We start from the raw sequence: 21,647 nt of genomic DNA on the forward strand, positions 1-21,647 counted from the left end.
CATTATAATATTCAAGAACTCTAATAGTTAATGGTTCTTTTTTTATTAAATTAGGTCGGTTTTCCTGGTGTCATTTTTTATTATTATCAACTTCTTTTAATGTATAAATAGAACAGCTGCAGTTGAAATTTATGCTGCTTCTAAAATTTCTTTAAATTGTAGAAATATTTATGAATCCAAAAACTGATTTAGCTAAACTAAATTTAGTTGACGATGTTTATGATGAAATAATTGATATAAAGAAGTAAAATTTTCTATGTAATAATTTTAATCCTTTTTAACTAAATCAACAGTAACTTTATCAATCTCTGAAATATGAAAATAACCTAAAGGAAAATTATCTTCATTAGTGGTGTTTATCATATTGCCTAAAAGTGATGAAGGTACGGTTTCAAAAGGACCACCTGCATTTTGACCACTTTGATTTTGTAATATTCTAAAATATGTAAAATATTCTTGTGATATTGCAGAAAGAGTTACAATTCTTGTAGAGGGTAAAATTACTTCTTCACTGTCCAAATAATAAGAAAAATTATATTCAGATCCATTAAAAAAACGATCTTCAATTGATACAAATAGGTTTTCTGAGAAATCAAATAAATAATAATTTTCTTGTATTTCATTATCTGTAAAAGAAACTTCTAGTTCGATTTCGTCACCTGAAAACAAAGTGTCATCACCTTGATTTATGCTGTTTATTGTTGTTCCTTTTATTTTAGTTGCATTGCCTTTATAAGTTTCATTTTCATATATAATAGTCAGTTCATATTCAATATCATCTTCAGGTATAAAAGTATTTATAGGGTTGTAATTCCCACTTTCATTTACATCAGTAAAATTAATAATGGAATTGTTTGATAAATTCGTTAAAAATACAACTGCGTTTGTAGCAGCAGGGATTTCATCTTCGAAATAATCTGCTGACAATCTTAGTTTTACAGTAGTGTTTGCTGAAATAGGATTTTCATTAAAATTTATTTCAAAAAAAGCATCAACAATTAATTTTGGTTCAATAGTTGGTAAATTGATATCTACAACTTTCTCGCAATTTGCAAAGAGTAATAGAATTAGTAAAGAAGTTAATTTAATATTTTTCATATGAGTAATTATACTTATTCTCATTTTATGAGTTAAAATTTAAAATTGTAAGTTACAGATGGCACTACACCAAAAATAGATGTTTGTATTGCTTCATTTCTTAAGGTTTCTCTATTTTGTCTAAAATTTATAGAAGCAGCATTTTGTCTACCATATAAATTATAGATACCAAAAATCCATTCTGCTTGCCATTTTCTATTTTTGTTTTTTTCTGGTGTTAATGTTGCTGAAACATCTAATCTATGATATGCAGGTAATCTATCTGCATTTCTTCTATTATCATCATAAATAGGAACATTTAGACCTTGAATTTCATATTGCCCAACTGGATAGTTTGTGGGTTGACCGGTTTGAAACAAAAAGTTGGTATTAAATGTCCACTTTTTCGATAATTTATAACTCGCATTTATAGAAATATCATGTGTTTTATCATAAGCAGTATTATACCATTGACCTTGATTGATTCCTGGTTCATTAGTTGTTAGCCCAGGTGTTTTTTGTTCAGATCTAGATAATGTATATGCTAACCAGCCTTTAAAATTTCCTTCATTCTTTTTTAATAGAAATTCTAAACCATAAGCTCTTGCTTGTCCATTTAAAATTACGGTTTCAATTTCATTATTGGCTATTAAATTAGCACCATTTATATAATCTATTCTGTTTTTAATGTCTTTATAAAAAGCTTCAGTTTCAATGGTATAACTTCCATTTTTGATCGATTTAAAATAACCAACAGCAAATTGATCTAGTTGTTGAGGTTGAATGTATTTTCCGCTAGGAGCCCAAACGTCTAGTGGAGTAGGAGATGCAGTATTAGACAATAAGTGTAAGTATTGTACCATTCTATTGTAACTCATCTTAAAAGAAGTTTCATTATTTAAAAGATATGCAAGAGAAACTCTAGGTTCAATATTATTAAAGTTACTAATTACATCACTCCTTTTAAAGTTTTCTATACCAGTTGTGGTTGCAGATTCATATTTTTTAAATTGCTGATTATATATAACGGGTTTGTTATCTTCATAAATATTAAGTTCATCTTGTCCTAAACGTAAAAAATTGCTAAATCTAGCGCCATATTGTAACGTTAATTTATCATTTATTTTATGTTCTGCATCTAAATACGCAGCAAATTCATTTGCATATTTATTGGTTAATTGTTCTGGTAGAATACCAGAATCTTCTCTATTTGGTACAATCTTCCCAGGATTAAAATTGATATAAATATTATTGATACCATAACTTAATTTAAAATTATCTGTTAAATAATGTTTAAAGTCATATTTTAAATTGAAGTTTGTAATTCCTGAATCCCATTCGAAACCAACAAAATCTAACGTTAAACCATAAAAATAATCTGAATAAATAAGAGACAGGTTAGAAAATATTTTGTCTGAAAATAAGTGGTTCCAGCGTAAGTTTACAACAGCATTACCGTAAGTGTTAACAAAATTATCACTAACACCAAAAACATCTTTTCCAAAATAAGTAGATAAAAAAAGGTTGTTTTTATCATTAAAACGATAATTTACTTTACTATTTAAATCGTAAAAATAAGCTTTGTTTTCGTTGTCAAATAAAGGCAAAAATAAATGAGCATAAGAAGCTCTACCAGCAATAACAAATGAACTTTTTTCTTTTTCAATTGGACCTTCTGCTAATAATCTACTAGAGATTAAACCAATTCCTCCAGTTAAATTAAATTCTTTACTGTTTCCTTCTTTTTGATAAATATCTAATACAGATGATAATCTTCCTCCATATTTTGCTGGAATTCCCCCTTTATATAATTGTACATCTTTTATAACATCTGGATTAAAAACTGAAAAAAAACCAAATAAATGAGATGAATTAAATACGATAGCTTCATCTAATAAAATTAAATTTTGATCAGCTGCACCACCTCTAACATTAAAGCCCGATGCGCCCTCACCAGCACTAGTTACACCAGGTAATAAAATTAGTGATTTAATAATGTCGGCCTCTCCTAAAACAACAGGAATTTGTTTTATTGATTTAGAGGTTAATTTACTAACACTCATTTGAGGGGATTTTACATTCAGTTTTTCTATATTACTTTCAATGATAATTTCATTTAAACTTTCTGTTTCTTCAGTTAAGTTAAAGTTTTTTGTTGTTTTTTTATTAAGTTCAATAGTTTCTATAATTGTTTTATAACCTAGGTAGTTAACTTGAATTTTATAAACCCCTTCAGGGATAGTTATGGAATAAAAACCATATTCATTTGTGGTTGTCCCAGCGTTTATTTCTGGTAAATAAAGTGAAACTCCAATTAAAGTTTCGTTATTGCTTTGATCATAAATTGTACCACTTAAAGTAACTTTTTCTTGAGAAGAAATGGATAATGTGATAAGAAAAAAAAGGAAAAAAATCTTTTTATAATGTCGCATTTTGTTTAATATAATTATTTTTATATTAAACAAAAATACAATTATAAATAATACCAACAACTTCATTTTAAATTTTTATTATATGGTTAACAAAACATTATATAATTAAAAAAGAGTGCTAAAAGCACTCTTTATATTAATATTTTAAAATGATATAGGTATTATCCTATAATACTATTTAAAGTTTCATTAGGTCGCATAGCGTTAGATGCTAAATCTTCATTTGGCATATAATAACCGTTAATATCTAATGAAGTTCCTTGAATTTTATTTAATTCAGCAACTATTTTTTCTTCATTATCACTCAATTTCTTTGCAATAACTGTAAATTCATTTTTTAAATCAGCATTTTTATTTTGATTTGCTAAAGCTTCAGCCCAATATAAAGCTAAATAAAAATGACTACCTCTATTATCTAATTCACCTACTTTTCTTGAAGGTGATTTATCATTGTCTAAGAACTTGTCTGTTGCATCGTCTAAAGTTTCTCCTAAAACTAAAGCTTTTGCATTGTCTGTTGTATTACCTAAGTGTTCTAAAGAAACTGCCAAGGCTAAAAATTCTCCTAAAGAATCCCATCTTAAATGATTTTCTTTTACAAATTGTTGCACATGCTTTGGAGCAGAACCACCTGCACCAGTTTCAAATAATCCTCCACCATTCATTAATGGAACTATAGATAACATTTTTGCTGATGTACCAACTTCTAAAATAGGAAATAAATCTGTTAAGTAATCACGTAAAACATTACCAGAAACAGAAATAGTATCTTCACCTTTTATAATTCTTTCTAAAGTAAATTCAGTTGCTTTTATTGGAGATAAAATTCTTAAATCTAAACCTTCAGTATCATGATTTGGTAAATAAGTGTTTACTTTTTTAATGATTTCAGCATCATGTGCTCTATTCTCATCCAACCAAAAAACTGCTGGAGTTTGAGAAGCTCTTGCTCTTGTAACTGCTAGCTTTACCCAATCTTGAATTGGTAAATCTTTAGTTTGACACATTCTCCAAATATCTCCTTCTTCAACTGAATGCTCAATTAAAACAGTTCCATCTGCATCTACAACTTGAACTCTACCTTTTGCAGCAATCTCAAATGTTTTATCATGAGAACCATATTCTTCAGCTTTTTGAGCCATTAAACCAACATTAGGTACTGTACCCATTGTTGTTGGATCAAAAGCACCATTTTTTTTACAAAAATCTATAGTTGCAGAATAAACTCCTGCATAAGAACTGTCTGGTATAATTGCTTTTGTGTCTTGTAATTTGCCTTCTGCATTCCACATTTGACCAGAAGTTCTAATCATAGCTGGCATTGATGCATCAATAATAACATCAGAAGGAACATGTAGGTTGGTAATCCCTTTATCAGAATTAACCATTGCCAAATCTGCATTTTTAGTAAGAATTACATCAATATCATTTAAAATTTCTGATTTTTTTTCAGCAGAAACTTCATCAAGGTTACTTAGTAAGTTTCCAAAACCATTATTTACATCAACCCCAATTTCTTCAAAAGTTTGAGCGTGTTTTTCAAATAATTCTTTAAAATAAGTTCTAACAGCATGCCCAAAAATAATAGGGTCAGAAACCTTCATCATTGTTGCTTTCATGTGTAATGAAAGTAAAATTCCTTGTTCAGTTGCATCTGTTATTTCTTTATCTAAAAAAGCTAATAAAGCTTTTTTATTCATAACAGTTGCATCTATTATTTCTCCATCTAATAAAGAAACAGTTTCTTTTAAAGTAGATTTTGTACCATCACTTGCTATATGATTTATACTAACATTTGTTGCAGCATTAATAGTAACAGACTTTTCATTATGAGCAAAATCTCCTTCATTCATAGTTGCTACATGCGTTTTAGAATCTGCACTCCATACACCCATTGAATGTGGATTTTTACGAGCATAATTCTTAATTGCTTTTGGTGCTCTTCTGTCAGAATTTCCTTCACGTAAAACAGGGTTTACTGCAGAACCTTTTACTTTATTATATAACGCAGCAACTGCTTTGTCTTCATCCGTATTTATTTCTTCAGGATAATTAGGTATTTTATAACCTAATTGTTGTAGTTCCGAAATAGCTTCTTTTAATTGTGGTACAGATGCGCTAATGTTTGGTAATTTAATAATATTTGCTTCAGGCTTTTTAGCTAATTCACCTAAAACAGCTAAAGCGTCTTCTACTTTTTGATCTTCATTTAAGTAATCAGAAAAGTTAGCTAAAATTCTTCCAGCTAAAGAAATATCTTTTGTTTCAATTTCAATATTTGATGATTTAGTAAATGCTTTTACGATTGGCAAAAAAGAACGGGTTGCTAAAGCTGGCGCTTCATCAGTTTTTGTGTAAATAATCTTAGCTATTTTGCTCATATGTATTGTTTTGAGAATAAATTATTATGAAAATACTTTATTGCGAAAGCCTTTTCGTATAAAGCGGAACAAATTTAGGAATTATTGATGAGATTTTTACTGTGAAATTACGATTAATTACCTGTGTTTTATGTGGTATTAACAATAAATTTATACTTTTTTTACGAAATAAAAAGTATTTAAAGTAAAAGTCATATTTTACAATTTTTTATTAAAATGTATTTATTGAAAAATAAATTTTATTTTATCTATTAAAATAAAATTTAAGTATTTTAAAGTGGTAAAATTGTTCATAAAAAAAGCGTTGTGAAAATTCACAACGCCTTAAAATATTTTTATTTAAAAAGAAATTATTTTCTTCTTTTTTCAGTAATTCTAGCTTTTTTACCAGTAAGACCTCTAAAGTAAAAGATACGTGCTCTTCTAACTTTACCACTTTTATTAACTTCAATTTTTTGAATAGAAGGTAAGTTAACTGGAAAAATTCTTTCTACACCTACTGTACCAGACATTTTTCTGATTGTAAAAGTTTCTGAAAGACCAGATCCTCTTCTTTGAATAACAACTCCTCTAAAAAACTGAGTTCTTACTTTTTCTCCCTCTTTAATTTCATAGTATACAGTAATTGTATCACCAGCTGAAAATTTTGCAAATTCTTTTTTTGTTACAAATTCGTCTTGAACAAATTTTATTAAAGCTTCCATATTTAATATTTATGATTTTGTAAAGTAACTTTCACGATTTTTTCGTCAGAGGTTAATTTAGCGGTTGCAAAAGTAAGAATTATTTTTTGTTGATAAAATAAATTTCAATTATTTTTTAGCTTGATAATTAGTACAATAGAATACCCAAAATTTACGGGATTCTTTATTGTTAATTTTAATAATAATTGGTTCTAATTCTGTTATGTTATCAAAATTGTTCTTTAATAAAGGATTGATAATCCCTTTTTTATCTTTATTTTTAAATCGTTTATCAGAATCTATAAAGATTGCATTTTTATTGTTTAACATTGTTAAATCATCGCCTAAATAGTCAAAATGTAAAGCAGGTAAACCCATAATGTTTTGTGCATAAACTTTATCATCCATAAAAAAGTTTAAACAGGCAGATGTTTTATAATTATCATTAGAAAAAACAAATGTATTTGTATATTTTTCTTTAATAATTTCAATTTCATTAGCTAATTCTTTCCAACCAACCCAAGTGTCATCGCTTTTAATAGGCACTAGATAAAATATAATTTGCAAGCTAAAAAGTACATGAAATACTATTGAAAATATAATTTGAATCTTCAATAATTTTTTACTGATAAACATACCAGCTAAAATAATACCAGTAATATAAGAAGGCATCATCCAATTTAATTTTACCCAATAAATAGGGGTAAGGCTGAAAAAACCAATAAATGTTGGGATAAAAAATGCCAATAAAAACAACGTTTTTGCTTGTGGAATTTTAAATTTAAGCAGCGCTCTTTTTACATATTTATATGTAAAAGTGATAAAAGTTAAAAATAAAACTGGCAGTAATAAAAACATTTGATGCCCAATTGCACCAAAAAAGTATTTTGGAGAAATTTTAAATTTAGAAATTGAACTCGTTCTTTCTGAAGATTGAAAAGCAAAAGAGGCAAATTCGTTTTGATAATTCCACCACCAAACGGGGAATGTTACTGCAACAGAAATAATTAGCGAAATCCAAAGCCAAGGAGAAAGTAATAATTTTCTGTATTGATTAGAAAATACTAAAAAACCTAATAAACCAATTTGTAAAAGTAAAGCTGTGTATTTGCTGTTAAAAGCTAGGCCCATAAAGATTCCGCCTAAAATCCAAAACCATTTTTTATCTTCAAAAATTGCTTTGTACAAACAAATTAAACTTAATGTCCAGAATAATAATAAAGGAACATCTGGAGTAGAATTAAAAGATAAAATAGAAACAAATATGGTAGAAGCTAATAAAACAAGGGCTTTTTGTAGTTTTTCTTTTGATAAAAAGTAAGATGCTAGTTTGTGAAAACTTAATATTGTTAAAGATGTAACTACAAAGTCTGCAAATTTGATAGTAAAAATAGATTGTCCAAAAACTTCTGTAAAAGCTCTTAAAATATAACCTATCATTCCTGGATGGTCAAAATAGGATAGTGATAGGTTTTGACCATATAAATAATAATATGCATCTTGAGGCATTAAGCCCATAAAAGGTAATAATACCAACCTAAAAAGTTGAAACCCTAAAACCCAAGAAATGGCTTTGTTGTTTTTTATGATGGATAAAAATTTATTCATTGTCTAGCAAATCAGGTCTTATTTCTTCTGTTCTTTTGTATGCTTGATCGCTTCTCCAATCATCGATTTTAGGAAAATTACCTGATAATAATACATCTGGAACTTTCATTCCTTCAAACTCTGCTGGTCTTGTATATACTGGAGGTGATAATAAATTGTCTTGAAAAGAATCTGTTAAGGCAGATTGCTCATCGCCAATTACGCCAGGTATTAAACGCACAACTGCATCTACTAAAACTGCAGCAGCTAATTCTCCACCCGTTAAAACATAATCTCCAATAGAAATTTCTTTGGTAATATATTTATCACGAATTCTTTGATCTACACCTTTATAATGCCCCGTTAAAATTAAAATATTTTCTTTTAAAGAAAGTGTATTTGCAGTACCTTGATTTAAGGTTTTTGCATCTGGAGTCATATAAATAACTTCATCGTAATTTCTTTCTTCTTGTAATTTTTTGATACAATTAGAAATAGGTTCAATCATTAAAACCATGCCTGCGCCACCACCAAATTGAGTATCATCAATCTGTTTATAGTTACCTAAACCGTATTTGCGTAAATCGTGCACAACAATTTCTGCCAACCCTTTTTCTTGTGCACGTTTTATAATTGAATGATTGAAAGGGCTTTGTAATAAATCTGGTGCAACTGAAATAATGTCTATTCGCATTTTACAAATGTAATATTTTTGATTGTAGTTTTTAATTTAGAAGAAATTGTTATTCAACAATTAAAGTAAATGGGATTGAATATTTAATGTTTACAGGTTTATTTCCAAAAATAGCCGGAGATGATTTTGGTAACTTTTTCATAACTCTAATTACTTCCTCCTTTATTTTTATATGTGGAGCTCTAACTTTTAATTCAGTAATTTTTCCTTTTTTATTAATTTTAAACCCAATAAAAATTCTTTTTCTACCTGGACTTAACCCTAATTTATTTGGTAACTTTGAATTGAATTTTTTAACAAAATATAATTGTACTTGTTTGCTAAAACATTTTCTTGCATCTTTTGTAGTTTTAGATTTTTTACAGTTAGGTAGAATAGGCGCTCTTTTGTACCCCATAATATCATTTGTTTTAATAATATTTTTGTTATTTTCAAAAATTATAACTGAAGTGAAATAGCGATTCAAGTCTTTTTTGTTAATAAAAGTAAAATTGTTTAACTCATAATTTTTAAATAATGAGATGATTTTTTTTTCTAATTTTTTTGATCTAGAATTTGTTGTAATCTGAAAAGGATTACCATTTTTATTTAACTCGAAGTAAATAGATAATCTTTCATTAATTCTATTCAAATTTGCTTTATTAATTTCTTCTTCTGTAAGATTTTTAGAAAGATACTTGGTAAAATTATTATCTGTAGAAGGTTTAAAAATAGAATCAAAATTTCTAAATATTTTTTCTGTTTTAGGGGCTTCTCCAGTCGTAAAAGATTGAAAAAAAGAATAATCGAAAGAAACAGAATTATTATTAACCGATTTAGGTGTAAAAATTTCTGGAAATTTATCTACAATGTTTTTGATGTGTTCTTGAAATTCTATAGGGACATCATTTTTTTTTATTTTTAAAAAACCATTTTGATCTATAAATAATTTTATATTTAAAGTAACTCTTTTATTATCATTTTCTTTTATTTTAATATTATAATCAATAGATTTATAAAAATATTTTTTTAATTTATCTGTAATGCAACTTTTTATATCTGTATAAAAATCTAAATCTAGACAGGATTCACAATTAGGTGAAGTGATCTCTGTAAGTGAATTACTACAATTAATAACATTAGTATAGTTATCTTTAGTAATAACCTGAAATGAATACTTTTTTCTTGTATCAAATTTTATATTAAATCTTTTGAGAGAATAATTTTCAAAAGCCTCAATTAACGACTCATTTAGTTTTGTGTTTCTTCCCGAGTTAACTTGAATGTTGAAAGGTATAGTGTCTTTATTAACAAAAAAAGAAATTTCTAAAGCAGAATAGTTCTTTGGATAAGTTACACTTTTTAAAAGATGAATAGGTATTTTTTTTTTAAAATAAAGTGATAACTCGTTTTTTGAATTTGGTTCAGAATCTATTTCATAATTATTATTCTCTTGAGAATAACTAAAAAAAAATGTAAACAATAAAAGTAAAGTGATATTTTTCATGAAGCGTTATTTTCTTGCCAAAATACTAAAAAAAATGGATTGAATTTCCTTAATTTTTTAAATAATTATTCTTCAATACTTACATGATACAAAGCATCACCTTTATTAACTATGGGGGTTTTATTGATGCAAAAAATATGACAATTATAAGGTGCGTAAATTTTCTTTTTAAATTCACCAAAAGGATCTTGAATAACCCCTAAAACTTCTTTCTTTTTTACAAAACTACCATTTGCTACTATCACCTTAAACATTCCAGAATTTGAAGCTCTCAACCATTTTGTTTTATTTACAACTATTGGTGCTGCTCTTACAGTAATATCACCTTCTATTAAACCTAAATGAATCAATACATTTCTGGTTCCATTAACACCTTCATTAATAATTGTAGGGTTTAATTCTTTCGATTTTCCACCTTCAAAAAGTAAAACCGTTTTTCCCATTTTGCTCAAAGTATATCTTAACGATTTTGCAATATTGTTAGAGAAAACAATCATTGGAGGATTAAATACTTTGGCTAATTCTAAAGCTTTTTTATCGTCTTTACTACAACGAATTTGAGCAATATTATCGCGTTTGCTACCGCCTGTATGAAAATCGATTACATAATCTACAAAAGGGGCGATTTTTTTTGTAAACTGGTATGCAAATTGGCTAGCCAAAGAACCATTTAAAGTACCTGGGAACATTCTGTTTAAATCCCGTCCGTCTGGAAACTCTCTCGTTTGAATTAAATATCCAAAAATATTAAAAACAGGGATGCAAATAATAGTTCCGTTTTTGGGTTTATTAATTTTTAAATCAATAATTTCTCTAACAATACCAACACCATTAGTTTCATCTCCATGAATACCAGCTAATAACAAAACAACAGGCCCTGGATTTTTAGAACGCTCTATAATTACAGGAACGTTTACAGTTGTTCTTGTATGAAGTTTCGCAATTTTTAAATCGATTACAGTACGTTTTCCTTCAGGTATTTCTTCTCCTAAAAGAACAAAAGGTTTATTCATCGACATGAATTTCTAAATATCTAATAATTTCTTTGGCAATATTTTTTCCTGTGGCAACTTCTATACCTTCTAAACCAGGAGAAGAATTTACTTCTAAAACCAAAGGTCCTTTTGAAGATTGTAACATATCTACACCAGCAACACCTAAACCTAAAGCTTTGGTTGCTTTTAAAGCTGTTTTTTCTTCTTCGTCTGTTAATTCTATTATAGTAGCATTGCCACCTCTGTGAAGATTAGATCGGAACTCGCCTTCTTTTCCTTGTCTTTTCATTGCTCCAATTACTTTACCATCAACAACAAATGCTCTAATATCTGCGCCACCAGCCTCTTTAATAAATTCTTGCGCAATTACTCTGGCACCTAAACCATTAAAAGCTTCTAAAACAGAAGTAGCCGCATTTTTTGTTTCAGCTAAAACGACTCCTAAACCTTGTGTGCCTTCTAATAATTTTAAAACTAAAGGAGCACCACCAACAGAATCTACAACATGCTCTACATCTTTTGTGTAATTAGTAAATACCGTTTTTGGTAAACCAACACCAGCTCTTGCTAAAATTTGTAAACTGCTTAATTTATCTCTAGACCTTGTTAATGCTTGCGAAGAAACTGAAGTAAACACTTTCATCATTTCAAATTGACGAATTACTGCTGTTCCGTAAAATGTAACAGAAGCACCAATTCTTGGAATTATAGCATCAACATTAGAAATATATTCGCCTTTATAATAAATTTTAGGTGATTTTTTTTCTATAACAATGTCACATTTTAAATGATCTACCACTAAAACTTCATGTCCACGTTTTTCGGCAGCTTCAACTAATCTTCTAGTGGAATACAATTTTGGGTTTCTAGATAAAATTACAATTCTCATTTATTTGTTTCTTTTAATTTGAATGATAGATTCTTTTTAGCAGTGTCAATTACAAACTTTTTATTTAAAAATTTTCTTCCTAATAAAATAGGGTATTTCATATCTTTTCTTTCACTTAAAGTTAAAAATATAGGAAATGTTTTATTAAAAATGATAATTTCTGTCCGAATCATAAATCTCGTTTCAGAAATACCATTAGAACTTTTTACAATTGTTGAAGAATAATCTTTTGAAGTGAATTCTTTGTTGTTGTAAAGAAGGTGTTCAGGATCTAAAAGTGTAAATTTAATTAAATTCACTTCATTTTCTGTAATTTCTTGAATATTAGAACAATGAATAGAAGAAGTATAAGCGCCAGAATCTATTTTAATATCAATATTTTCTAATATTAAATCAGGAAAATCAGCCTTGTCTACTCGTCCTATAGTTAATTTCATTTAAATTTTTTAAGATGTCGTAAAGTTATATATAGCTATTGAAATAGCCTTAAAAATTTTTATAATTTTGCGATAGCAGCTTCTGCGCAGCGCTCTCCATCCATAGCTGCTGAAATAATACCACCAGCATAACCACCTCCTTCTCCGCAAGGAAATAATCCTTCGATTTCTGTATGTTCTAAATTTTCTTTTCTTGGAATGTTTACAGGTGATGAAGTTCTAGATTCAACACCAACAATATTCGCTTCATTTGTATAATATCCGTGCATTTTTGAACCAAATGCTGCAAATCCTTTTCTTAATCTACTACCAATAATTTTTGGTAATAAAGAGTGTAGGGGAGCAGATTTTAATCCTGGTTGATAAGAGGTCTCATTTAAATCTGTAGATAGTTTTCCCTCAACAAAATCTACCAACCTTTGTGCGGGCGCAGTTTGTGTTCTTCCGCCAGCAAAAAAAGCAATTTTTTCTAAATCTTTTTGAAATTCTAACCCCTTTAAAGCGCCAAATTTTTCATACTTTTTAAAGTCTTGATCTATATTTAATTCAACTACAATTCCCGAATTCGCAAACCTATTATTACGTCTAGAAGGTGACATTCCATTAACAACAACTTCTCCATTAGCAGTAGCTGCAGGTACAATAAAGCCACCAGGACACATGCAAAAAGAGTATACACCTCTATTATTTACTTGATGTACAAGGCTGTACGCTGCTGCAGGTAAAAGTTCATCTCTTTCTCCTGAACAATGATATTGAATTTGATCTATAATTTGTTGCGGATGCTCTACACGAACTCCCATTGCAAAAGATTTTGCTTTTAAGGTGATTTCTTTTTTGTGCAACAATTGATACATATCTCTTGCCGAATGACCTGTTGCTAAAATAACAGCATTTGCTTGTATTTCTTGTCCGTTTTGAATTTCAATAGCTTTAATTTTATTGTCTTTGATGATAAAATCTGTCACTCTAGTTTCAAAATGAATTTCTCCACCAAATTTTAATATATTTTCACGTATATTTTGGATGATTTTTGGTAGTTTATTGGTTCCAATATGTGGATGTGCATCTACTAAAATTTGTTCTGTTGCTCCATGAAACACTAGGTTTTCAAAAATTCTACGAACATCTCCTCGTTTTAAACTTCTTGTATATAATTTTCCATCAGAATAAGTGCCTGCTCCACCTTCACCAAAACAATAATTAGAATCTTCGTTTACAAAATGATCTTGATTAATGGCTTTTAAATCTCTTCTTCTATCTTGTACATTTTTCCCTCGTTCTAAAACAATTGGTTTGTAGCCTAACTCTATGCAACGTAAGGCTGCGTACATTCCTGCAGGGCCAAAACCAATAATATGAACTTCTTTTGCATTAGAAACATCTTTATAATCAAATATATAATCAGATTTTTCAGGAATTTCTTCGTTGATGTAAACAGCAACTTTATAATTAAAGATGATGTCTTTCTTACGAGCATCTATAGATTTTCTAAGAACTTTTATTGATGATATTTCATTTTTATCAACTTCTAATTGTTTAGAAGCTTTATATAAAAGAATGTTTTCTTTGCGTTCTTCTATTAAATTTACTCGAAGTTGAATTTCTTTAATCATATTGCAAAAATAATTAAATGTAATTGTAAAGAATGATAAAAGATTAAGAATTAATTTAGTATAATTTTTTTATTTTGATTTACTTATATCAATACTTCTTACTGATACAATCGTTGTTTGTTTTTAGCTAATTAATGGTAATATTTTTTCTTTTAATTCTTTTCTGCTTTTAACACCAGTTTTTAAATAGATGTTTCTAATGTGAGATTTTAATGTGTTTAATGATATAAATAATTGATCACTAATAACTGCATTTGAATGTCCTAAAATCAAAAGTTTTAACACTTCTATTTCTCTTAAAGTTAGGGGTTTACTTAATATTTCATGATCTGTTAATAATGCAAAAAAGGGGTCGATATTTTTATTGTTGATCTCTGAATGGGTGGTTTTTTGATCAATTAATTGTTGAAGTTCTAAAGTGTTTTTATTTGCTATTTCTAATTTTTTTTTCATTCTATAACTAATTGCATAGGTAAACACAATTATATCTAACCAACACGCAATTTTAATAATTTTCATGTCTCCTCTAACTTCCCATAAACCAAAGGGGAAGCCAATAATAAAATAAATAGCAAATGGAATTATTAATAAATAACCGATAACATAAAATATAGCATGAGGTATTTTTTTTATATTAATAAGTCCAACAAACCAAAGTATAGGGAATAAACAAATACCAATTGAGTCTGATAAAGCAACAAAGAAATAGTTTTTTGTAATTAAGTATATAATGTAAAAAAATAGAACAAGTATTGGAAGAATAAAAAGAAGTTTTGTAAACTTTGGATATCTTTTATAAATATTTAAAAAGCTTATTGAAAATAATAAAAACCATATTTCATTAAAAAAATGAATTATTAATTCTAAATAATAGTAATTATCGTTTCCTCTAAAATTATTAATTAAATAGCCGTCAATCAATAAAAGTTTAAACAATAATGATGTTAAAAACAGAAAGTAAAAAAGGTATGTTTTTTCTCTAAATTTAAAAAATAAAAAGATATTTAATAAAATTATAATAACACTTGTACCGTAATACAAATTGTTAAAAGCACTTTTTTTAATTACATAATTAACAAACTCATTTTCGTTTATAATTTTTATTGGAAAATTTGTTTCTTTTGGGAAACTAACATATAGATAATATGTATTTTTTTTATTTTTAAATGCCTTAAGCTTAAATGTAGGGTATTGATAATCAATTTCTAGTTGTTTTTTTTGTATGCTATTTCCTGTTGAGGTTTTAAATTGTAATTGATTGTTATCTTCTTTAAAAATATCAATTTTTTTTATTTGATGCGTAGGAATATAAGCAATAAAATCTTCATTTTTTTGATTATTATCCAGTTCTACCTTTATCCAATAATTACCGTTTTTATAACCAAAACTTTTACTAGCTGGAAAAGTCTTAAAAGTCTGCAGTAAGACGTTTTTAGGTGCTAAAGGTTTACTTTCTTTAAAGAAAGATAAGGTGTAAGAGTATTTTAATGTATCTGTTTTTTGTTCAAAATTACTTGTAAAAGTATTTTGAAAACATAAAAAACACATCAAACTTACTAATAAAGTTGTAGTTTGTTTTTTAATTGTAGTAGAGTTTAAATGTTTATTTTAATTTTTTATAACAAATAAACTCAAAGGAGTAAAAAAGTGTAATTTTAATTTGTCTAATTTTTTTGGGGATGTTTTAGTAATCATTTTCTTTGTTTGAAATTGTAAATATTGTTTTGTTTATTAATTTAACACCTTTAAATTATCTAAGATAGATTGGTATTCTAATAAACTTTTTTCTAGAATAGGAAAAATCAAATTAATTTTTGTTTTTATTTCCTCCTCACTTACTTTTTCTTCAGCACTTTTTTCTAAATCTTTAATTTCTTCTATACAAGATACTCCCATTAAAGCTAATGAAGATTTTAAAAAGTGTGATATACTTTTTAATTCTTCGTAATTTACTGATTCTAAACTTTTTTTTAAAGTTTCTAATCTAGGAGAAGTATCAGAAATAAAAACTTCAATTAGTTGTATTAGTAAATTTTTATCTGATGAAAAGTATTCTTTTATAGATGTTAAATTTACAATATCACTAATTAAGATGCTCTGTATATTCATTTTATATTAATGTAGAGTCATTAAAGATTAATTTATAATGTTATAAATATAAATAAAAAATTAAGAGTTTTATTTTTTTTTTAAGATATAATTTATTAGTTCTTTATTTTCTTTAAATTTAGTTTAAAAAAAGAATTTTAAATTAAAATCAATTTATTAATAATACAAAACTTAATTCCGTTTATATTTTATGTTATAAAAAAGATAAGATAATACAAAGCTCTATTTTATTTCAATTCTATTTTAGAATTACTATTTTCAAAAAGCTGTTTATAATCCTCTATTTTAAAGGTTTCTTCGTTAAATCTAGAAGTTCTATTTCTACCTTCTTGTTGTCTTGTAATACTTCTAGCAAAACGTCTAATTTCTTCTTTATTAGTTAAAATAATACCTGGTACAATGGCACTTTTACCATTCTCATCTTTAGCAACCATTGTAAAATATGAAGAGTTACAATGCTTTTTTTCTCCAGTTCTAATATTTTCAGATTCTACACGTAAACCAACGACCATAGAAGTTCTTCCTGTGAAATTAATAGAAGCTTTCATGGTTACTAACTCACCAACTTCAATTGGATTTAAAAAATCTACTTTATTTACAGAAGCTGTAACACAGTAATTACCAGAGTGCTTAGAGGCACAAGCAAAAGCAATTTGGTCCATTAAATTTAAAATATGACCTCCATGAATTTTTCCACTAAAATTTGAGTGAGAAGGTAACATTAACTCAGTAATTGTTAATTGAGACTCATAAATCTGTTTAAAGATTTTGTTGTTTTCTTTCATAACTTCAAAAATACAAATCTTTTTTATCAATGTCTAGTATAGTATAAGGAATAGGTGTTTGATGTTACTTTTAAGAATGAAAGTATGTTGGCAATGTTGTAATAATTTAGCATTTAGATAAACTAGTTATCATTTTAAAGAATATTTATTTTTAAAAAAGAAAGTAATTTCTAATTGTGTTTTTCTATAAATATTTTTTTTACGAGCTATTTAAAGTAAATTTGTGTAACGAAAATAATAAATATGAATTATATTTTATTTGATGGTGATGTTAGAAGTTCTTTATTACCATTTACTTATACAAAGCCGGTTGCAGATTTAAGAATTGGTATACTAACAATAAGAGAAAAATGGGAGAAGTTTTTAGGTTCAACCACAACAACGATTACTGAAGAATATTTAGAAGAAAAATATCCAATGGTAGAGTTGGATCAAAATATATTGATAAATGCATCTTTTTGTCCAACAAAAAAATTAGCTGAAAGCTTGAAAAATTTATCTGAAAATGAAGCCATTTTTAAAGGTGAAGATGTTATCGCATTTTATTCTACAAAAGACCAAGAAGAGGTTGATTTTGAAGCCTATACTCAGATTGAATTTGAAGAGGAGGTACTTCAATTAAAAAACACTTGGGATATTTTTTCATTAAATGATAAAGCTATTCAGCAAGATTTTGATTTAATTACTGAAGGTAGAACCTCACAACCAATACCAGAAGGAACTAGATATATTAATAAAGAAAACATTTTTATAGAAGAGGGTGCAAAAATCACTTTTGCAACTTTAAATGCTTCAAAAGGACCAATTTATATTGGAAAAAATGCAGAAATTATGGAGGGCTCTATTGTTAGAGGAGCTTTAGCTATGTGTGATCATTCTGTATTAAAATTAGGTGCAAAAGTTTATGGTGCAACAACCTTGGGACCTCATTGTAAAGTAGGAGGTGAGATTAGTAATTCTGTTTTAATGGGATTTTCTAGTAAAGGTCATGATGGTTATTTAGGGAATTCTGTTTTAGGAGAATGGTGTAATTTAGGTGCAGATACTAATAATTCTAATCTTAAAAATAACTATGCTGAAGTAAAATTATGGAATTATACCACAGGAAGGTTTGCAAAAACTGGATTGATGTTTTGTGGTTTAATCATGGGAGATCATTCTAAATGTGGAATAAATACCATGTTTAATACAGGTACAGTTGTTGGTGTTTCTGCTAATATTTTTGGTGCCGGTTTTCCAAGAAATTTTATTCCATCTTTTAGTTGGGGAGGAGCATCTGGATTTACAGAATACAAAACAGAAAAAGTTTTTGAAGTAGCAGAAATAGTAATGGAAAGAAGAAAAGTTAATTTTGATGCTCAAGAACAACGAATTTTAGAAAACGTTTTTGAAATTACAAAACAGTATAGAAATTATTAAAAATTGAATATAAAAAAATAAAAAGGCTAATTAAGAATTTTCTTAATTGGCCTTTTTTAATATCTTAATTTTTATCAATTACATCTCCAGAACCAACAGATTTACTATCTACATATTTAGGATTTCCTTTGTAATAAATACTTCCAGAGCCAACTACTTTAGCTTTAATTTTAGTATTTACAGTTGTTTTTATACTACCAGACCCCGCAATGTTTGCGCTAATTTCATCTGTAGTTAAATCATATGCTTTTATACTACCAGAACCCGCAATAGAACATGTAAACTCGTTTGTGTTTCCTGATAAAATAATGTTTCCAGAACCACCAATAGATGATGTAATTTCATCAGAATCTACTTGTAAAGTAATGTTTCCTGAGCCTCCTAAACTTACTTTAAAGTTTTTACTTTTTATAACTCCGTTACTTGTTAAATTTCCTGAACCACCTAATGCAATTTTATCAATATCTGTATAAGTTATGGTTACGGTTAATCCTTTTGTAGTTCTTACATTTATGTTTTTTTCAAATTTTACATATAAAGTATTTCCTTTTACTTCAGTTTCTATATAAGGAATAATGTTTTCTTCCCCTTTAATAGTAATTTTACCTTCTTTACCTTTTATTAATTTCACATCAAAAGAACCTCCAATACTTACATCGTCATAATCAGAAGTAGTTCTTTTTACAGTTACAATATTTCCATTTCCTTTAATTTTTTTACTATTTCCCCACCAATTTTGGGCATTTGTAGAAAATGTAAAAACAATAATTAAGATTGATAAACTAATTTTTTTATACATAATATTTGGTTTTGTGTTGATATGTTTTAATTTTCTCTAATGGTTACACCCCCATATTGAGATCTAATATTTATTTTAGAATTACTAGATCCTTTACCGTATTTACCTTCGTAATATTTTTTTGTAGTCTTTGAAATTTTCTTGTAAAACTCTATTTTTTCATTATCCGTTTTAAAACTAGCATATTGTAAATTTAATTCAAAATCGAAAATAGCATCTGGGTCAACGCCAATTCTAATACCAGCATATTGTCCATCAATAGTTACATTTTTAAAATCTTTTGCTAACCTTTTTACAGAGATAGAACCGTAATCTGTGTCTATGTTTAAATTCTTTTTAACCGTTCCAAAACTCATACTAGTATAGTCCGAATTTCCGATAATATTTTCAGCTTCATTTATAGAAACAGAGCCATAATCAGCATTAAAATTGATGTTGTTCGTTTGTCCAAACTTTAATGTTGAGTAGTCTAAATTTGCTCTAATATCTTCAGAGTTGTCTACAGTAAGCTTAGAATAATCAATATTAATATCACCACTTTTTATATAAGAAATAGTTGAAGAAGAACAATAATCTAAATTGATATTATTTTCAGTTGCAGTTAAATTACCAAGATGAATTTTCCCGTAATCACAATTAATATCAGCTTTTCCAGATAAGTTTTCTAGGAAAATACCACCATAATCGTTGTTTAAATCTACAGAGTTTGTTTCGGGCATTTTTACATAATAATTAATTTTATAACTAATTTTTTTACTTCCTTTAAACCAAGACCAATTACTTTTTTCTTTTTCAAATTGTGTTTTTATGTTAATAAAACTAGTACTAGTATTAAAATCAATTGAAATTTTATTTAAGCTATTTGTAACATCATCAATATCATTTCCTTTTACTGTAATTTTTACTTCAACTTCAACTTTATTTTTATTCCAAGTAGAAATATTTAAATCACCATATTTATTGTCAATAGTTACTTTAGCATCTTTATTTACAGTAAATTCTTTTTTTATTGTTTTGCTTTTTTCTTGTTTTTTATGATCTACATTTCCAAAAATAATCATTGGAGAAATGAAGAGTAGTAAAGTAATTTTATATATAGATTTCATCATTTAAAAGATTAGGATTTTTATTTTTTTCTATTTGTTTTAATACGTTTTCTAAAATTTCTAAACGTTGTTGATAGTTTTTAATCATTACATTTATTAATTTTCTTTGATTACCGTTTTCGTTTAATTCTAGAACAAACAGCCTGTAATCATCTTCTAGTTCTTCTAACTGTTCTAGCGCTTGTTCAATTATTGTTTCAGTTTCTAAATTTCTATTTTTTTCTAAAGATTTTATTTCCTGATGAATAGTTGAAACAAAGTAATTTTGTACTTCTTCCATTTTAGGTGATATATCCGCTAAATCTATAGATTGTTTTTGTTGATTATTGCCTAACCAAAATCCAAAAACCAAAACTACAGAGGCAGCTATACTCAACCATTTCCATGATTTTTTACTTGATTTTTTTGAAGAAGTTATGTTTAATTTTCTTTCAAAACGATCTAAATGACTTTCATGTGGTTCATGAATATCGAATTCATTTTCAGAAAAAAACTTATGTAATTTATCTTCCATATATTTTTAATTCGCTGTTTTCAGCAAGTAAAACTTGCTTTAATTTTTTCTTTGCTCTAGAAACCGTGGTTCTCACATTTTCATTTGTATAATTTAATATTTGTGCAATTTCTTCATAATCATAACCTTCAATTAAATTTAAGGTTAAAACTAATCTGTAATTTTCTTTTAAACTTTGTAAAACGTTTAATACATCTTTTGGGTTTAATCCATTATAATTAATAAATTCATCTTCTGTTTCTTCACTGGTAATCACTTCCATTTTTACTTCTTGATACCTGTTGTTTTTCTTTAATTGAGTTAAACTTTTATTTATTACAATTCTTTTTAACCAAGCACCAAAAGTAACTTCACCTTTATAAGAATTTAACTTTGTAAAAGCGGTTAAAAAAGCTTCTTGCATAATATCTTCTGCCTCATAACTATCTTTTAAAATACGGTGAGCTACATTATACATTGCTCTGTAATAAGCTTTATAAAGCTCTAATTGCGCATTTTTATCAGACGTTTTACAACGTAAAATAAGGTTAGTTATATGTGGTTGGTTAGGTTTCAATTAATAGTTTCTGTATTAATGACAATACTGTTTTTAAATTGTGACAGTTCTATTGAAATTTTTGTAAGTTTTAAAAAATAAA

19 protein-coding genes are annotated in these 21,647 nt (G+C 27.1%); 1 reads left to right on the plus strand and 18 read right to left on the minus strand.

Annotated elements, in window-relative coordinates; all coding sequences use genetic code 11:
• Positions 1 to 267 precede the first annotated feature (267 nt).
• From Q0733_RS02805 to Q0733_RS02870, 14 genes are all read right to left on the minus strand, one after another.
• Positions 268 to 1,122, minus strand: coding sequence for a DUF4249 family protein (locus Q0733_RS02805; protein ID WP_298778704.1), 855 nt, complete (start codon positions 1,120 to 1,122; stop codon positions 268 to 270).
• Positions 1,123 to 1,130: 8 nt separating this feature from the next.
• Complete coding sequence (locus Q0733_RS02810; RefSeq protein ID WP_298778706.1) at positions 1,131 to 3,509, minus strand: TonB-dependent receptor; 2,379 nt, start codon at positions 3,507 to 3,509, stop codon at positions 1,131 to 1,133.
• Positions 3,510 to 3,670: 161 nt separating this feature from the next.
• Positions 3,671 to 5,890 carry an NADP-dependent isocitrate dehydrogenase gene (locus Q0733_RS02815; protein ID WP_298778708.1) on the minus strand — a complete coding sequence of 740 codons (2,220 nt, stop codon included), beginning with the start codon at positions 5,888 to 5,890 and terminating at the stop codon, positions 3,671 to 3,673.
• A gap of 350 nt (positions 5,891 to 6,240) precedes the next feature.
• A complete protein-coding gene (gene rplS / locus Q0733_RS02820; protein ID WP_298778710.1) occupies positions 6,241 to 6,594 on the minus strand; it encodes a 50S ribosomal protein L19 in 354 nt (117 codons plus the stop codon).
• A 108-nt stretch (positions 6,595 to 6,702) separates the two neighbouring features.
• Positions 6,703 to 8,181 carry a glycosyltransferase family 39 protein gene (locus Q0733_RS02825; protein WP_298778713.1) on the minus strand — a complete coding sequence of 493 codons (1,479 nt, stop codon included), beginning with the start codon at positions 8,179 to 8,181 and terminating at the stop codon, positions 6,703 to 6,705.
• Entirely contained in the window at positions 8,174 to 8,854 is a 681-nt protein-coding gene (gene trmD, locus Q0733_RS02830) for a tRNA (guanosine(37)-N1)-methyltransferase TrmD (RefSeq protein WP_298778715.1), read from the minus strand. Before trmD ends, Q0733_RS02825 begins: the two co-directional genes overlap by 8 nt.
• 49 nt (positions 8,855 to 8,903) lie before the next feature.
• Complete coding sequence (locus Q0733_RS02835) at positions 8,904 to 10,340, minus strand: hypothetical protein (RefSeq protein WP_298778717.1); 1,437 nt, start codon at positions 10,338 to 10,340, stop codon at positions 8,904 to 8,906.
• A 65-nt stretch (positions 10,341 to 10,405) separates the two neighbouring features.
• Positions 10,406 to 11,353, minus strand: a complete 948-nt coding sequence (locus Q0733_RS02840; RefSeq protein WP_298778719.1) for a succinylglutamate desuccinylase/aspartoacylase family protein — start codon at positions 11,351 to 11,353, stop codon at positions 10,406 to 10,408.
• Complete coding sequence (gene rimK, locus Q0733_RS02845) at positions 11,346 to 12,224, minus strand: 30S ribosomal protein S6--L-glutamate ligase (RefSeq protein WP_298778721.1); 879 nt, start codon at positions 12,222 to 12,224, stop codon at positions 11,346 to 11,348. The genes Q0733_RS02840 and rimK overlap by 8 nt, the downstream gene beginning before the upstream one ends.
• Entirely contained in the window at positions 12,221 to 12,661 is a 441-nt protein-coding gene (locus Q0733_RS02850) for a RimK/LysX family protein (RefSeq protein ID WP_298778723.1), read from the minus strand. Before Q0733_RS02850 ends, rimK begins: the two co-directional genes overlap by 4 nt.
• Before the next feature lie 59 nt (positions 12,662 to 12,720).
• Positions 12,721 to 14,277, minus strand: a complete 1,557-nt coding sequence (locus Q0733_RS02855) for an NAD(P)/FAD-dependent oxidoreductase (protein ID WP_298778725.1) — start codon at positions 14,275 to 14,277, stop codon at positions 12,721 to 12,723.
• Positions 14,278 to 14,400: 123 nt separating this feature from the next.
• Complete coding sequence (locus Q0733_RS02860; protein WP_298778728.1) at positions 14,401 to 15,825, minus strand: 7TM diverse intracellular signaling domain-containing protein; 1,425 nt, start codon at positions 15,823 to 15,825, stop codon at positions 14,401 to 14,403.
• 183 nt (positions 15,826 to 16,008) lie between these two features.
• A complete protein-coding gene (locus tag Q0733_RS02865) occupies positions 16,009 to 16,386 on the minus strand; it encodes an Hpt domain-containing protein (protein ID WP_298778730.1) in 378 nt (125 codons plus the stop codon).
• 227 nt (positions 16,387 to 16,613) lie between these two features.
• Positions 16,614 to 17,171 carry an acyl-CoA thioesterase gene (locus Q0733_RS02870; RefSeq protein ID WP_298778732.1) on the minus strand — a complete coding sequence of 186 codons (558 nt, stop codon included), beginning with the start codon at positions 17,169 to 17,171 and terminating at the stop codon, positions 16,614 to 16,616.
• Positions 17,172 to 17,414: 243 nt separating this feature from the next.
• Here Q0733_RS02870 and Q0733_RS02875 point away from each other — a divergent pair, with 243 nt between their 5' ends.
• Complete coding sequence (locus Q0733_RS02875; RefSeq protein ID WP_298778734.1) at positions 17,415 to 18,590, plus strand: GlmU family protein; 1,176 nt, start codon at positions 17,415 to 17,417, stop codon at positions 18,588 to 18,590.
• A 64-nt stretch (positions 18,591 to 18,654) separates the two neighbouring features.
• Here the strand turns inward: Q0733_RS02875 and Q0733_RS02880 are convergent, their stop codons facing one another.
• The 4 genes from Q0733_RS02880 to Q0733_RS02895 are packed head-to-tail and all read right to left on the minus strand — an operon-like array spanning position 18,655 to position 21,565.
• Positions 18,655 to 19,389, minus strand: coding sequence for a head GIN domain-containing protein (locus Q0733_RS02880; protein ID WP_298778737.1), 735 nt, complete (start codon positions 19,387 to 19,389; stop codon positions 18,655 to 18,657).
• A 26-nt stretch (positions 19,390 to 19,415) separates the two neighbouring features.
• Positions 19,416 to 20,498 carry a hypothetical protein gene (locus tag Q0733_RS02885; RefSeq protein WP_298778740.1) on the minus strand — a complete coding sequence of 361 codons (1,083 nt, stop codon included), beginning with the start codon at positions 20,496 to 20,498 and terminating at the stop codon, positions 19,416 to 19,418.
• Entirely contained in the window at positions 20,479 to 21,009 is a 531-nt protein-coding gene (locus tag Q0733_RS02890; RefSeq protein ID WP_298778743.1) for a hypothetical protein, read from the minus strand. The genes Q0733_RS02885 and Q0733_RS02890 overlap by 20 nt, the downstream gene beginning before the upstream one ends.
• On the minus strand, positions 20,999 to 21,565 hold the full coding sequence (locus Q0733_RS02895; protein WP_298778745.1) for a sigma-70 family RNA polymerase sigma factor: 567 nt from the start codon (positions 21,563 to 21,565) through the stop codon (positions 20,999 to 21,001). Before Q0733_RS02895 ends, Q0733_RS02890 begins: the two co-directional genes overlap by 11 nt.
• Positions 21,566 to 21,647 lie beyond the last annotated feature (82 nt).

It is taken from the genome of uncultured Polaribacter sp. (assembly GCF_947500975.1).
Lineage (GTDB): Bacteria > Bacteroidota > Bacteroidia > Flavobacteriales > Flavobacteriaceae > Polaribacter.